The sequence below is a fragment of the Persicobacter psychrovividus genome, from assembly GCF_036492425.1.
GTDB classification, from domain to species: domain Bacteria; phylum Bacteroidota; class Bacteroidia; order Cytophagales; family Cyclobacteriaceae; genus Persicobacter; species Persicobacter psychrovividus.
The window spans coordinates 14,870-31,464 of the sequence record NZ_AP025296.1 but is presented as its reverse complement, the minus strand read 5'-3'; the positions used below and the strand labels follow the sequence as shown (position 1 = coordinate 31,464).

Here is a 16,595-nt window from a genome sequence, read left to right as displayed (position 1 = left end):
TCATACGGTTATGCACTCCAATAATTGACGATCTTTCCCCCTTTTATCATCATTTATGAGCCTTTAAGTATCATCAAATCCTCATCTTTGTTATATGCACAAGCGATAAATTACTTCAGTGTTTATTATGCTTTGAATAGATGGCCACTCTTTTTGGGGGAAAAGAGGGTTTGTAGATTTTGATAGCGTGAGATGATCGTACGCTAATGATAGTGTAGCCTGACAGGTTACACTATTTTTTTGCCTCAACTTTTGGGCAAAAAAATACCCCACGAAACCAAGTCCGTGGGGTGAGATTAAATCTAATTTGGGAATTATACCAATACGTCAAATGCTTTGAGCATTTCCTCGTGCACTGACTTGTTATTGTCAATCAATTCGATGCGCTGATCCACACACAAATGGCTTTTCAATGGGTCTGCTGGCGTGTTCAGGCAGTAATCTACCAACTGATCTACTGAACTTTTGGCTACGTGAACACGGGTGTCTGAAGAAGCATAATAGATATAAATGCTGTCATCCTCATGGCGTACCCAGCCATTAACGAACAATACATTGCCCACATCACCAATGCGCTCGGCGCCTTGTGGTGCCATGAAATAACCTGATGGCTTGGCGATCAATTTTGCTGGATCTTTCAAGTCAGTCATGAACATATACAGCACATAGCGAAGACCGGCAGCCGTATTTCTAACCCCGTGGGCAAGGTGCAACCATCCTTTTTCTGTTTTGAATGGAGCAGGTCCCTGACCGTTTTTCACTTCATTGATCGTGTGATAACACTTAGGATCAACGATCACCTCTTCGTCCACCTGCGCATTTTCCATTGATTTTGTCAGTCCAAAACCAATACCACCACCTTTACCGGTGTCGATAAATCCATCCTGCGGACGAGTATAAATACCATATTGGCCGTCGATAAATTCTGGGTGCAATACTACGTTTCTTTGCTGACCCGAGAAGGTGATCAAATCTGGCAAACGCTCCCAGCTTTTCATGTCTTTAGAGCGAACGATCCCACAGGCAGCAACAGCGGCCGACTCATCGCCATCTGGTGCGTTCGGGTCTTTGCGCTCCGAGCAGAACAAACCGTAGATGTATCCGTCCTCGTGCTGCGTCAGGCGCATATCATAAACGTTGGTATCTTCATTATCATGCTGAGGAATGACCACTGGGTGCTCCCAAACTTTGAAGTTATCAATACCATTTTCACTTTCAGCAATGGCGAAGAAGGATTTTCTGTCATAACCTTCAACGCGAAGCATCAAGTAAGTTTTACCGTTCAGGTAAATAGCACCAGGGTTCAATACACCATTTACGCCCAATCGCTTAGCGCAATAGGGGTTGGTTTCCTCGTTCAGGTCATACATCCAATTTGGAGGAAAATGATCTGCGGTGAATACGGGGTTTTTATATCTTGTTACATACCCTTCCTCGTCATTGATTGGGGCATTTGGAGTTGCAATCAGTTCGAAGTATTGCTGATATACTTTATGAAGTTGTTCTTTGAAAGTCGCCATTTTTAAAAAATATGAATATTGAAAAATGATTGTAAACACTGCAAAGCAAAGCGATAAATCTTTAAAGGCAGTGAACAGATAGTTTAAAAAAGGGCAAATATGTTTTTTGCAAAATTTAAAGCCCACATCTCCATTTGTGTTACAAAAATAAATATCCGACACCTCAAAGCCGCTCGCAAACCGCAACCTTTGTACGGATCGAAAATGTGTTGAGCAACAACGACGTTTTTTTGAAATGAAGTCATCAGTTGGTGGTGACTTTGATTTTCTGAGCCTGGAAGCGGTCTCAGTACCCAACACACGAACTATTTTTTTAATATAATCATATTAGGATGAAGCTTTCATTTAAGGAGAAGTTTGGTTACAGTCTTGGCGAGCTGGCCTCCAGTGGCCTGTGGCAGACATTAATGTTTTTCTTGCCCGCATTTTATACAGATGTCTATATGCTTCCAGCAGCATCAACGGCAACCTTGTTTCTTGTTGTAAGATTTTTTGATGCATTGAATGACCCAATCATGGGGACGGTTTCTGACCGAACAAATACCCGATGGGGAAAATACCGTCCGTACATCATGCTTGGCGCTTTGCCGTTGGTATTTACTGCCGTGATGATGTTTACCGTGCCTGACCTTTCGGCTACGGGGAAATTGTTTTATGCTTATGCGACTTATTTCTCTTTTCTGATATTCTATACCATGGTAGCCGTGCCATTCAATGCCTTGATTGGCGTGATGTCGCCGGACCCAGAACAGCGTACTTCGCTTTCGAGTTTCAAGTTTGTTTTCGCCTATGCAGCGACGCTGATGGTTCAGGGGTTTTTGATTCCAGTAGTTGAAAAATTAGGGGAGGGCGATCCTTCAAAAGGTTATCCATTGGCGATGGCAGGCCTTGGGGTAATCTGTTTGGCGGCGCTTTTGGCGGCTTTCTTTACCACCAAAGAACGCGTGAAGCCGGTAAAAGAAACTTCTAACTCGATCAAAGAAGACTTCAAAGACCTAACGGGTAATCGCCCTTGGTTGGTCTTGTTCTTCAGTTCGATCTTGATTTTGATTTATATCGGTGTACGTAGTTCCGCTGTAATGTATTATTTCCAGTATTTTGTCGGTCGTAAAGATTTGGCATCCATGTTTATGGTTATTGGAACGGTATGCGTGTTGATCGGAGTATTCCCTACCAATTACTTATCAAAGAAATTCGGTAAAGCACCTGTTTTGATGGCTTGCTTGATCATTATCTCAGCTTCGCTTGCCGTAAATTATATCGCCGGGCCTGAAAATCTGGTACTGATCTTCGCCACCCAAATCATTTTCTCATTGGCTTCTGGGCCAACATTCCCGCTATTATGGGCGATGTTGGCTGATTCATCCGACTATTCGGAGTGGAAAAACGGACGCCGAGCAACAGGACTTGCCTATTCGGCCGCCACTTTTGCCCAAAAAACAGGCGTTGCCATTGGCGCTTCAGCAACCATGGCCGTATTGAGCTGGTATGGTTATGTGCCGAATGTGGAACAAGGAGCGGGTGCCCTTCAGGGAATTAAAAGTGCCATGACGGTATATCCTGCGATTTTTGCGGGGCTTTCAGCCGTATGTTTCTTTTGGTACAACCTTAGCGATGAAAAATTGGAGAAAATTAAAAGCGACCTTGAGCAACAACAAGCGCATAACTCAAAAGAGGAGCCAAAAACGGTTACTCTAAACGTATAGCCATTATTTATTGTCCATTATAAAAATCCATTCGATATAGAAGCGTGTGTTTAAAACTTAAAATTTGCAGTAGAACGGCATATTTTTAAACACGAGATAATTGTTCACTATTTGCCTTTGGGCAAAGTGATTTGAATGAAATAGTGTAATAGTTTATTAATGTTTTGAGCGAGGAAAGTGCAGGGTATAAGTGCATTTCCTCGCTTTTTTTTGTCAAGATTTTTGATGGGTAACGGGCATTGAAAGGTAAGGTCAAATTACAGGGAGCGCCATTTGATTTAAAGGGGGGGACTTTTTTCAGTTGGAGCATCCATACAGACTATCAGGTGGTGGGAGAATTATATTTAAGTTGAGTAAAGGGTTGCTATGTAGGTGGTTAAGGATGTTTCTTCGGGATGGTCCATTAGCTAATATTCACTCTTTTTAAAATATTTTTCATCTACTACTAACAGAATATTGGATAGTATTGTAAAGCAGATCGGAGGAAACAATGGGCAGGCCAAGTGGTAGCTAAAGCCATAGGAAGCCTTTTTTAATTCATCACCGATCATCAGATCAATTTTTTAATTATCAGTCATGAGATTTTTAAGTGGTATAATTTGTTGTTGCCTGTCGGTGGCTTTTATGATGGCTTGCGAGTCGTCAACAAAAAATGTTGAGCCTATGCCGAAGGTGGTGCATATGGGCGTTTTGAGCCCTAAGGTGGTTCACCTTCAAATTCAGGAGGGGGAGATGATTCCTGGTTATCAAGTGAAATATGTCAAGCAGCAAGGGGATTCAGTAGCAGTTGTAAAAAGTAAACTGCGCGATCTGGAGGTTTCTTACCCCTTATTCAGAAATGGCAAAGAGATCGGCTGGCTTTCTGGGCCTCATCATGAAATATTGGCTATGGGTCAGCAAATGAAGGGACAGGATTTAAAGACTGAAAATATTACTCAGGCATCCGCATACAAGGTTTTCTCCAAAGAGGATGACCGTTGTCTGGAGGGCGTTAGCCCATTGGCGGTTTATCAAAAAAGTAAAGCCAACAACTGGGTGGAGCCAAGCCGTAAATTCATGATGTTGCATGACCTTTATTTCGAGCTCCCTTTCGGGATGAAACCGAATGCCCACTATACGCTTGAAGCTAAAGGACTCAATGTTGACCCGCAAAAATTAGCCTGGGATTATAATGAGCAAGTGGAGAATTTCGCTTTTCAGTTACCTGATATTGGTTATCAGTTGGATGACCCTTCAAAAACCGCTTATTTGAGCGCCTGGTTGGGTACCGGTGGGAGTTTTAGCTTTGACGAAGCCCATGACTTTGAAGTGCGCCGTGCAAATGATAACAAAGTTGTGTTCAAGGGAAAAGTGGAGAAAGCACTGGATGAAAATGAAGTGGAATACAATATTGATGATCATAATTTTGCAAAAACCAATGTGTATCAGCTCAAATTTGGTGAGTTGGCCAACACTGGAGAATATTATATTGAAATTCCATCTTTCGGTCGCAGTGAGCATTTCAAAATTTCGAAATCGACTTTCAGGGATGCTTTCAAGGTAGCCATGAAAGGATTCTTTCATATTCGTGGGAATATGGAAATGAAGGAGCCTTATACCGACTTCAAACGGCCGGAAGCTTATTTGCCCAACAAAGATATTAAAACGTACCGTTCGGCGGTTTCTTTAATGAACACCGGAAACGGATTGAATGCCCGCGGTCTGGATAAAGATAACTTTGGGGAGTTACTCAAACATAAAACGGATGAATTGGTAACGATCAACGCTTACGGCGGTTACCATGATGCCGGAGACTGGGATCGCCGCGTTCAACATTTGTATTGCAGCCGCTTGATGTTGGAGCTTTTTGAATTGTACCCCGCTTACTTCGAAGCGTTCAATGGAAATATTCCCGAAAGCAAGAACAATATTCCGGACATCATCGACGAGGTTATTTTCAATATCTCTTTCTATAAAAGTCTGCAAACTGCTGAGGGCGGTATTTGCGGTGGATTGGAAGCCGAAGATCACCCGCGCGAGGGAGAAACCTCTTATCAGGAATCTTACGAAACTTTTGTTTATGCACCCGATATGTGGTCAAGTTTCATCTATGCGGGGGTTGCTTCAAGACTTTCCTATTTGGTGGAACAATACGATGCTAAATTAGCTGCGGAATATAAATCTTCTGCATTGAAAGCCTACCAATGGGGCGAAGGGCGTTTCAGTGCCGCTTATGCTGCAAAATCAGATCAGCCGCTGAAGCGTGAGGTATTTACCGAAAAAAGCCAGGCGGCTTTGGACCTTTATCGCCTGACAGGCAATAGAAAATTCTTCCATGACTTCAAACAGTTTAGTGCGTTGAATCCTTCGCTGGAAAAAATGGCCAAAGGTAACGCCAATGAAAAATGGCCTTTCTTTAAGGATGCGGAAGCCTATCAGCAGGCCAGCAGTGATGCCCTTTTCTTGTTACAGATGGTACCACAAAAATTATTGAAATCTGTAGATTACCCACTGGTGAAGCAGGCAGAAGATATGCTGATCGCTCAGGCAGACAGTGTGTTGCATTATCAGCAGGGAAATGCCTATAATATTGGTGCTGAAGGTAAATCGAGAAGCATTATGGTTGGGTATTTCTCCGTAGCACATGGGATGGAGATGGCTCGGGCTTATCGTCTTACCCATCAGCAAAAGTACCTTCAGGGAATTTTCAGAAGCACAGATTACGCCTTGGGTGCCAACCCGATGCGATTGGTTTATATGAGTGGACTGACAGATAAGAGCATCAAAAACTCCTATCACCCAGACAGCCGATTGACAGGGCAAAAACTGCCTGCAGGAATCCTGTGCTATGGGCAGTTTGATCCTGAAGCCAAGCTTTCCGCCTATTTCACCTGGCCACTGAAGTATTATTTGAACGAACAGGACACCCCCGCGGCCAAAGATTTTCCGGCTTATGAATTTTATCATGACATCTACCGATGGATGATACAAAACGAATGGACACCACAGCAAACCATGGCGCCAAATGCCTATGTGTGGGGGTTCCTCGCAGCGCAGGCGAGCCAGCAACAGCCGATTTAATTAGAAACTAAATACAGCATCTTTTTTCAATAGATTAAATAAATTTTTTATGAAACGGAATTTTTTAGCAGTCTTATTGGCATTGGTCGCTTTACCTTTTATGGCACAGGCTCAGAAGGTAAAAACCAAAACGCTTATCGATGAGCGAGACGGCCAAAACTATAAAATTATCAAAGTGGGAAAACAATGGTGGATGGCCGAAAACCTTCGCTATAATCCTGGTACTTCATTGGCTGCCGAAAACACAGCCATTCAGGATGAGGTAGGTTTTGATGTGAATGCAGGTTACCCACTTTCGGGTGAGGAAGATACAGACACTTATGGTTTGTATTATACCTGGAAAGAAGCCAAGCAAGTGTGTCCAACAGGATGGAAATTACCTTCAATGGACGATTGGAATGAGTTGATTGAAACCGTTGGTGGGAAAGAAGTTGCGGGCGCAAAATTGACCTCTCACTCTGACAAATGGAGAGAACCATTCGCAGAAAACATCAAGCCGATCGGTTTCAATGTGGAGCCTTCAGGTTACCGGTTTTACATCCTTTACCGCTTATGGCAAGAAGGAAACAGAACCTTCTTCTGGTCATCTACTGAAGCACACAAACAATCCGCTTTGGGCGTAGATTTCTCCGCAGGTTATAACGAAGCTTTCGTTGAGGATTTGGGCTACAGAAAGGAAAATGCCATTTCTGTCAGATGTATTAAAGAATAAATAAATCAAGCATTTTTTTATAGAAATAACGATGAGAAATTTACTTATAGTTTTACTGTCATTTTTTAGCCTGAATGGTTTCTGTGAAACCTACAACGTATTGGATTACGGCATTGTAGGGGACAACAAAACCGTCAATACCAAGGCGATACAAGCATTGATCGACAAGTGTTCAGAGACTAAAGGAACAATTGTTTTCCCAGCAGGTGATTATGTTACGGGAACAATCTTTATCAAAAGCAATGTACATATTAATCTGATGGCCGGCGCTACCTTGTTTGGGAGCACTGACCTTGCGGATTACCCATTCATTGATCACAAATTCCCAACCAACGTGGGCGAGTATGCACACCACGCTTTGGTTTATGCCAATAGTGCTGAGAATTTTTCAATCTTCGGTGGTGGGCAGATCAACGGTAATGGTAAACACCCTAAACTCGATGTATTGCGCGAGTCGGATAAGCACATGTTGCGCCCATACATGATTCAGTTTGTGAACTGTAAAAACATCAGAATGCAGGGTATAGAGTTGTTCTCGCCAAGTTTCTGGTTACAGCATTACCTCGCTTGTACTGATGTATTCCTCGATGGGCTCTACATTCAGTCACATGGTGCAGCCAACAACGACGGTCTGGATATCGATGACTGTAAAAATATGGTCGTTTCTAACTGTATCTTCGATTGTGAGGATGATGTATTGTGTTTTAAAAGTACCACACCTGTAGGGACAGACAACGTTACGATCACCAACTGTGTGATCAAAACAAACTGTAACGCCATCAAATTTGGTACAGATAGCCATACTGCCTTCACCAACATTAACATCTCCAACATCACCATCAACGAGCCTGCACAAGAAGGCCGTGAGACTTTCTTCGGTACCAAGCACGGGATCTGTGGTATTGCTATTGAGGCAGTGGATGGTACGTTGATTGACAATATGAACTTTTCAAACATTGTGATCAACAATACCGATACTCCTTTCTATATCAAGATCGGAGACCGTTTGAGAAAGTCATACCCTGAGCAAGAGGATAAAGTTGTTCGTGACTGTAAAAACATGACCTTCTCTAACATCACTGTTCGTGGTATTTCAAAATATGCTTCTTCAATCATGGGTATCCCTACTTATAATATTGAGAACATCTTTTTTGATAATATTGTATATGAAACACAGGGCTTTACCGGTTTTAATCCTGACAATATGTTGAATGTTCCTGAGAACTCTAAGATGTATCCTTCACCAGAGATTTATGGCGTATTCCCAGCACATACGTTCTATGTCCGTCATGCCAACAACGTATCTTTCAAAAATATGAAAGTCATTACCAACGGAGAGGATAGTCGTCACGCATTTGTATTTGATGATGTTCACGGTATCCGGGTGGGTGATGTGGATTTCAAAGGTGACAAAGCGATCACACCAATCCGTTTGATCAACTCAACAGACGCCTTCATCACCGGTAACATTGTGGAATATGCTGCTGACAATTTGGTTCAGGTGGAAGGTAAATCTACCAAAGGGATCATGGTTTCGGGCAATAACGCCAGAAACTTAAATGGTGTAGTGAAAACTGCCGACGAAGTGAAGGGCAGCGAGATCTTTCAGTTTAACAACTGGAGCAAAGACATGAAACAACTGATGAAATAGTAACCTGCAAAAGGCCCTTCCATTTCGGGGGGCTTTTCTTCCCTGATTTTTTACATCAATCTATTTTTATGAGAAAATTTACTTTTTTACTGCTGTTGGCCTTTATATGCCTTCAGTGGAGTTCCGCCCAGGCACAAAACTTATTGAAATTAAGCCTGACACCCATTACAAAGGATGTTGTGGCCCTGTATTTTGATGAGGGCTATGTTGAAAACCCAACGCAATCTACCGCGGACACCAAAATATTTAAAGAGGAACTGAATATTGACCTCGCCGAAACGCTTAACACCTACAGTATTTCTTCCGAAGCAGCAGGCTTTGGTACGGTTACTCCCGAACAGATTGGCCGAAAATCCAAAGGTCGTGAGTATACACAGGTGGGGTTGAGTTATGATTTCGCCCTCAAAGGAATGAAGCCCAATGAGGATAGCTGGATTTCGATCCACTATATCTATTTGAAGCTGCCAAAATCCCTGACTTCTGGCGAGGAATATACCATTAGTTTTCCTGACCTGAATGCAGACCAGGAAAGCATTACTTTCACCTTTAATGAGGTGGATATTCGCTCTGAGGCTGTTCACGTGAATACCCTGGGCTATGGGCCAAACCATGTAAAATATGGGTATGTTTACCAGTGGGGAGGAACCATGGGCGCCATCGATTTTTCCGCTTATGATGGAAAGCCTTTTTATTTGGTAGATGAAACAGGGGCCGAAGTATTCGACGGTGAGCTTGCTTTCCGTAAGGCCAAGGACAATCCGGAAACAGGACAATCCATCGAAACACCAGATGATAATTTCCTGGGCTCAGATGTCTACGAAGCAGATTTCTCAGCCTTTACAGGAACAGGAACCTTTAAATTGGTGGTTGAAGGTATGGGTGCTTCCTATCCTTTCAAGATCGGAGAGGATCCTGTTTGGGATGCCTACAGAAATACCTTCCGTGCGCTTTACCTTCAACGTAACGGTATCCGGATTGAAGATGAATTCACTACCCGCGATGCATACACCGGCGAAACCAAAGAGCAGACCTATATTCGCCCTGTGAACCAAAATCCATTGGTAACAGATCCTGAAGGAACCTCCTATGCCGGAAAAGTGCTATATTCTGATTTCTCATTCATGTCATGGCAAGACCCGAACCTGGCTTCCGGTAACGAGCAGGATGTCATCAATGCCGGAAAAGACAATCCTTTGGAGGTTTCTGGCTGGTATCATGACGCCGGTGACTGGGATGCCTATTATACTCACCAGCGTATCCCTTCTTTATTGATGACTACCTGGGAATACCTGCCGAATATGTTTGCTGATAATGAAATGGATATTCCGGAGTCGGGCAATGGATTGCCGGATGTTTTGGATGAAGCTTCCTGGTTGGTGAAATTTAATTACCGTCAGCGTAAAGAACTCATGGCCAAAGGATATTCCGATGGTGGGGTTGGTGGTGCACGTGTTTGTGCAGACCCAGAAGGGCATGAACCGGAACAAAATGGCGTACCGTCGTGGCAAGATCCTCGTAATACCTACGTTACCCAAGTGGATGCCTTCATGACTTACACTTATTCTTCTATTGCTGCGCAGTGGGCGATTGTGTTGTTGAAAAACGGGCAGGACCCTACCAAAGGTATGGTGGAATTGTTGGATGCGGCGCATTTCGAGGACATGACTTACGAAGAAGTGAACTGGATTAAAGAAGCAGAGGAAGCCTTCGACTGGGCCGTGGATCCTGCACATCAGCCAGCAAGTGGCAAGAATTACGATCACCCACTATGGGTACATCAGACCAATGCCGCCGTTAATCTTTACCGTTTGACGGGCAAAGAAAAATACCACTCCTATGCAAAAGAAGGCTTAAACAACCTGAAAAACTCTTCTTCATTAAGAGAGGATGAGCGTTTTGCAGTTTACAACTACTTCCTTGCCGATAATTTTGATGTGGATGAGGAACTGAAAAGCAGCCTAAGATCAGCGATTACTGGTACGGCGGAACATACAGGCGTGAATGCCGCACAGAAACGCGCCACCCGCTGGGGAGGAATTTTTGACATGCCGATGTTGATCGGTCATATCTCTACCCCTTGGATGTTTGAAAATGTTGTAGCTTACGCCGTTTCTGGCGACAGTAAGTTTGCAGAAACGGTTTACACCACCTGTGATTATTTCCTGGGAACCAACCCTGAGCACTCCACCTGGATGACGCATGTTGGCCCTCGCCCGGTGAATGGTGGATTCTCGCTGGATGCGCGCCACCTGATGGACAACTGGGATGCCTACCCAGGCTGGGTACCTTACGGCCCTTGGCGTTTCCGTGAAGGATATGAAGATCAGATTTCCTCTATTGTTCAGACCCACACTGGTAAAGACGGCGTTGAGCGTATCGGTGGTAAAGGTCCATGGAATGAGCATTGGCATAACTTCTCGATGTTCCCTGTTGTGCATGATTGGCCAGGACACGAGCGTTATTCGAACAACTATATTTCTCCAATGGCATCGGAGAATACCTGCCACCAGAACTCTGTTCATGCGGCAATCTCCTACGGTTTTACCAACGGAAGACATTTTGATAATAATACCGCAGCACAGAAAATCGGCAGTTTGGTTCCTTCAGAAACGGACATCACGAATTTCCAGTATTTGAAAGAAAGCAGACTGATCTCGGTAGCCAATGATAATGCCAAGTCTACAATTTCGGCCTTGAAGTGGTCTTCAAGTAATCCGGATGTTGCTTATGTGGATCAGAATGGCCGCATAACAGCCATCGCGGATGGGGAAGCAACCATCACGGTTTCTACTTTGGATGGTTCAGTAACAGCTGAAGTTGTTGTGGTTAACAGTGGTTTGGTGGATCGTCCGGTGGAAGAAGTTAAAGTTACAGAAGAATCCATTGAATTGATCGAGGGGGAAACCCGAATGGTCAAGGTAGAAGTTTTGCCCGAAGATGCTGCAGATCGCAGCATCAGATGGGAAAGTGCTGACGAGCAGGTAGCCATCATTAAAGATGGTGAAATTATGGGGATGGGTGCTGGTACAACAGTAGTAAAGGCCATCTCGGTGAGTTCTCCGGAGATCATGGATGAAATCACGGTGATGGTCAAGGAAGGGGAATCTCTCTTTATTGCCGATGGCGATGAGCACCTCCCGGTCATTCAAGGACCTGCAGCAGCAGGGCAAAACTGGTTTTTTGGTACGGGAGGCCAAGTGTATGCCAGCGTGGATAATCCTTCCAAGGATGAGTTCAACGGATCGGAAAAGGTGATACAGTACAGTCGGCCCAGTGGTGGGTACAAAGTGTTCGGCTTTCAGCCAAACCTGAATGAACCCTATTCCTCTTGCGCTTTTGATCAGATAGAGTTCCATTTTTTTGGTGCCCACCTGACCGAGTTTCGCTTTGAGATCGAGATGATCGATGAAAGTAAAGAGGAGTTTTCTGTTTTGGTAACCGCTTCGGATAAGTGGCAAACATTGAACCATTCTTTGCCTGCCAACAAGCTCATCAAGACCATCTATATTTATCCGGAAACTTCCGGAAATGCAGCCACTGACTTGTATATGGACAATGTCCGCCTGAAGCAAAACCCCCATGCAGAAGACTGTGGGAAATCTTCCAATGTCAGAGGGATTTTGGATTTTGAAGACATCGTGCTCAACTGGAACCCCTACGGTGCCGTTGGGTGGGGGGGCAGAAATGTCGCCATTGTCGATAATATCCTGACCGTGGGTAACCCTTCAGAAAAGGTTTTCTATTGGGGGCGTGACGGTTCCAATGCCGGCGGAGGCTTTTTTATCCGCGTGCCGCTTTTTCAGATTGCTGAAAGTGCTACCCTGAGATTTAAGATCTATTCTACGGTGGCTTTTCAGCAAACTTTAGTTTCCTTGCAGGAAGGGGACTCCGATCTGCCGGGCTTCGTAAAGGCAGATTATACCCTCGATGCAGATGTTGCGGCAGGGCAATGGGTAACGCTTGAAGTTCCTTTGATGGAGATGTCGGTCTGGGACATGAAAGAATTCTCTGATATTGTTATTCAGCCAGGCTTGGGTTCTTCTTCCCCGATGACCATTTACGTGGATGATATCGAACTCGTAGGGGTGCGTCCGGCAAGTGTTACCATTGACGAAGAGATGGATTTGGTGCTTGAAGTTGGAGAAGAAAAAACCATCAATGCTTCGGTGCTGCCATTGTATGTGAGCGATGAACAGGTGATTTACCAATCTGGTGATGAAACCATCGCGACCGTTTCAGAAGACGGAAAAGTTACCGCAATAAAAGAAGGGGAAACGGTGATCATGGCTTACTCGGCAATGACGGAAAATATCTATGATGAAATTGCCGTTCTTGTTGAAGAGGAGGATGTTGAAAAACCTGAAGAACCTATTTTGGATGTCGATGTGCTCCAAAATACAAAGGTGCACCCCAACCCATTTGCCAATACTTTAACATTGAGCAGTCCACTGAAAATCCATGCTTATAAAATCATTGACGTGGTGGGTAAAGCTATTCAGATGAAAGAAATTACCCCTTCAAAAACGACGAATTTGGAGTTAACCGCATTACCACAAGGTGTTTATATCATTGAGTTGACACTCGAAAACCAAGCTCGCAAGTCATTTCGAGTGGTGAAAAAATAAATAAACCCTACCTGCAAAATTTTTTGTTGATAAAAAGGCTCAGAAGCGATTCTGAGCCTTTTTTTAAGGCTAAAGCGGCCAATTTTTAGAGATTTTTACGCTTATAATAATTAATTTTCATCTCAAAATAAGTAAAAATGAACCAATTTCGAGGGTAACCTAATTTTTTAATGATGAATATTTTTACTTTGAAAAGACTGATGAGCTTTTTGCTTTTTTTATTGATCAGTCAAAATTTGTTCGCTCAGAACATCGTGAATGAAACCCATCAAATTGATGGAGCTTCAGACCATAAAGCTTTTTTTAGTGTGAATGATTTCTTTAGCAATGAAAAAGGAATTATTCTTGATGAGGGGGAAGAGGTAGAGGGAGAATGGCAATTTTCTACCTCCGCCGAAGGAGTAGAAATCTTAAGTACTTCGGGCTTAGAGACCAACGGCGACAATGTCTCTATGCCCTATTTGGAATACAAAGTTAAATTTAACCAAGCCGGAAGTTATGGCTTGGGAATGCTTTATCGATCACTCAACAGCCAAGGCGAAATCAGGGCTACCTGGGACTGGGATGGGAGCTCCGAAATTCCCTCCCTGTATTTTAAGCAAGATGGAAAAGGAAGTAAGTTTCAATGGTCGAAAGGCGGAATTATCAAATCCTTTGAAGCAGGTGAAACTCACACCCTGACCATTGCCATTGGGGAATATCGACCTGAGCTTGAATTTGCCATGTTTGCCATCACCAACGAATGGAGCGGATGGAAACAGGAAACCGCTGACCTTATTCCCACAAACGCTCCCACCAATATTAGCGCAACAACTGAGGCGGAGGGAAAAACAACACTTTCATGGGACAAAGCAGAAATCATTGATGTTTTTGATCAGGACGAGGACATTACCTACCATATTGTTATCAATGGCAATGAAGTAGAAACAGTAACAGGTGTAACCTCATATGAATACACTTTTGCAGACCTTGAGGTGAGTCATGAGGCCTATATTTACACCACGGATGGCTCAGGAAATACGTCGAAGCATTCCGATACTCAAATCATTCTTGATAAGGAGGTACCAACCACCCCTTCAGATTTGGAGGTCAGTAATATCACTGCTGAAAGTGCATTATTGACTTGGACCGCCTCAGAGGATAATGTCGGGGTAGACTATTATTTAATCTATCTTAATGATCGGGGAGCCATAGACTATCATGGTTCAGATGCTCAGCTGAGCCTGAGTAACCTTGAAGATCATACGGAATATAATGTCGCTGTTGTAGCGGTAGATGTAAATGGCAATAAATCCGCAGAAGGAACAACTTCATTTAAAACCCTTGACGGTACCGACCCGAGTATTCCTGCCGATGTGGTAGCGTCAGCAATAACTGAAACAGGCTTTACCCTGAATTGGACGGCATCGACTGATAACAGTGGAATGGTTGAGGGATATAAAGTAAAAATTGGAGATGCAGCGGCAATAGATGTAAACGAAGCAACTTACACCGTCACTGACCTTACAGCTTATACAAAATATGCTGTTCAAGTTTCAGCTTATGACGCGAGTGGTAATGAGTCTGAATATTCAACCGCTTTGGAAGTAATGACTATCGATGAAACCGCACCAACTCCTCCGGAGGATTTTGCAATTGAAGCGATCGAAATTACAGAAACAAGCATCAAAATGGAGTGGCCGGCATTCATGGACAACAGTGGCACAGTTGCAGGCTATAAAGTGAAGGTTGACAGTGAGGAATTTGATGCTGCCGACAACAGTTTTGAATTAACAGATTTAAGAGCAAATACGGTTTACCGTATCAGCATATCGGCTTATGATGCCGCAGGCAATGCTTCTTCTTTTACCAATATTGAACGGATAACAACCATTGATGTGACCGCTCCTTCGGTTCCTGAGGACCTGAAAGCACTGGGAAGATACGAACACAGCTTAAGCATAGGCTGGGATCGTTCAACGGATAATAGCGGACAGGTAGATGGTTATAAAGTAATGGTCGGTGATCAAGATACCATTGCGTTGGTTCATACCAATAGTTATACAGTTTTAGGCTTGGCAGCATACACTACTTATACTGTAAAGGTTGCGGCAGTGGATCATTCAGGAAATGTATCTGACTATTCTGCGGCGATTGATGTTATGACTACTGATGAGACAAATCCAACCGTGCCGACAGATTTGATGGTGGAAAATGTAACCGAAACCACCGCTGATCTTTCATGGACGGCTTCAACCGACAACGATCAAATCGCAAAATATATGGTTGTGGTTAATGGTGGCCCCGCGGTAGAAGTGGATGGCATGACCAACAATTTGGCTATTATGGACTTGATTCCGTTATCGGAAAACACGGCTTATGTATATGCCGTTGACCGCGCAGGAAATATGTCTACGCATAGCGATCAACTCACCTTCCAAACGATTGATTCAACTGCCCCAACCGTTCCGCAGAATCTCATTGCTTCAGATATATCAGAGACCGGATTTGTGTTGAACTGGACTGCCTCGACAGATAACGTGGGGGTTGTAGGCTACAAAGTAAAAGTAGGTGATGCCGAACCGTTGGAAGTGGCGACGACCACCCTTACAGTGACCAACCTTGAGCCGTACACTAATTATGAGGTATCCGTTTCAGCCTTCGACGCCAGTGGCAATGCCTCCGCTTATTCTGAAGAAGTAACCGTTATGACGACTGATAATACCGCCCCAACCGTTCCGGAAAATGTGGTGGCCTCAGAAGTTACGATAAACAGTGCTAATTTAAGCTGGAATGCTGCAGAAGATAATGTAGGGATTAAGGAGTATATTATTTATCTGAATGAGGAAATGCTGGCTTCAACCAGTGAAACAGTTTATGAGTTGATGGATTTGACGGCGGAAACAACCTATTCATTTGCCGTGGTAGCGGTGGATTTGGCAGGCAACAAGTCAGCCATGAGCGAAACAGTATCTTTCACCACAGATAAACCCCTTTCAAGCACTCCAAGAGAGGCCAAATTTAAAGTGTATCCCAATCCTGCTGTTGGTCAGATGACCATCGCCTTTCAGGAAGCAGGAACAGCAGAATATGCTATTTTGAATATGTCAGGGCAGCAAATACGCAGTGGAAGTTGTAATAAACCCACTATGATATTGAATTTGCCTTCAGGTTTATATATATTCCGTGTAAAAATTAACGATATCATAAAGACGGAAGTGATTGTGTTTAAATAATCAGTATTAACTTTAAAAAACATATAAAGCACCCATACATTTGGGTGCTTTTTTATGGGTAATTAAATACTAAGTAACACACTGTTTTTAAGAGAATTAACATGTG

General features: G+C 43.6%; 7 protein-coding genes. 6 read left to right on the top strand and 1 reads right to left on the bottom strand.

Annotated features, from left to right (window positions below; translation table 11 throughout):
• Window positions 1–314: 314 nt before the first annotated feature.
• On the bottom strand, window positions 315–1,520 hold the full coding sequence (locus AABK40_RS20530) for a glycoside hydrolase family 130 protein (RefSeq protein ID WP_338399148.1): 1,206 nt from the start codon (window positions 1,518–1,520) through the stop codon (window positions 315–317).
• 332 nt (window positions 1,521–1,852) lie between these two features.
• Between AABK40_RS20530 and AABK40_RS20525 the strand changes: the two genes are divergently transcribed.
• The 6 genes from AABK40_RS20525 to AABK40_RS20500 all read left to right on the top strand — a co-directional run bounded on the left by AABK40_RS20525 (window position 1,853) and on the right by AABK40_RS20500 (window position 16,489).
• Window positions 1,853–3,226 (top strand): MFS transporter, encoded by a 1,374-nt coding sequence (locus AABK40_RS20525; RefSeq protein WP_338399147.1) that lies wholly within the window; start codon window positions 1,853–1,855, stop codon window positions 3,224–3,226.
• Window positions 3,227–3,802: 576 nt separating this feature from the next.
• A complete protein-coding gene (locus tag AABK40_RS20520) occupies window positions 3,803–6,286 on the top strand; it encodes a glycoside hydrolase family 9 protein (protein WP_338399146.1) in 2,484 nt (827 codons plus the stop codon).
• Between the two features lie 49 nt (window positions 6,287–6,335).
• Window positions 6,336–6,998 (top strand): FISUMP domain-containing protein, encoded by a 663-nt coding sequence (locus AABK40_RS20515; RefSeq protein ID WP_338399145.1) that lies wholly within the window; start codon window positions 6,336–6,338, stop codon window positions 6,996–6,998.
• A gap of 31 nt (window positions 6,999–7,029) precedes the next feature.
• Window positions 7,030–8,649, top strand: coding sequence for a glycoside hydrolase family 28 protein (locus AABK40_RS20510; protein ID WP_338399144.1), 1,620 nt, complete (start codon window positions 7,030–7,032; stop codon window positions 8,647–8,649).
• Window positions 8,650–8,717: 68 nt separating this feature from the next.
• Window positions 8,718–13,274 (top strand): Ig-like domain-containing protein, encoded by a 4,557-nt coding sequence (locus AABK40_RS20505; RefSeq protein WP_338399143.1) that lies wholly within the window; start codon window positions 8,718–8,720, stop codon window positions 13,272–13,274.
• 170 nt (window positions 13,275–13,444) lie between these two features.
• A complete protein-coding gene (locus tag AABK40_RS20500; protein ID WP_338399142.1) occupies window positions 13,445–16,489 on the top strand; it encodes a fibronectin type III domain-containing protein in 3,045 nt (1,014 codons plus the stop codon).
• Window positions 16,490–16,595 lie beyond the last annotated feature (106 nt).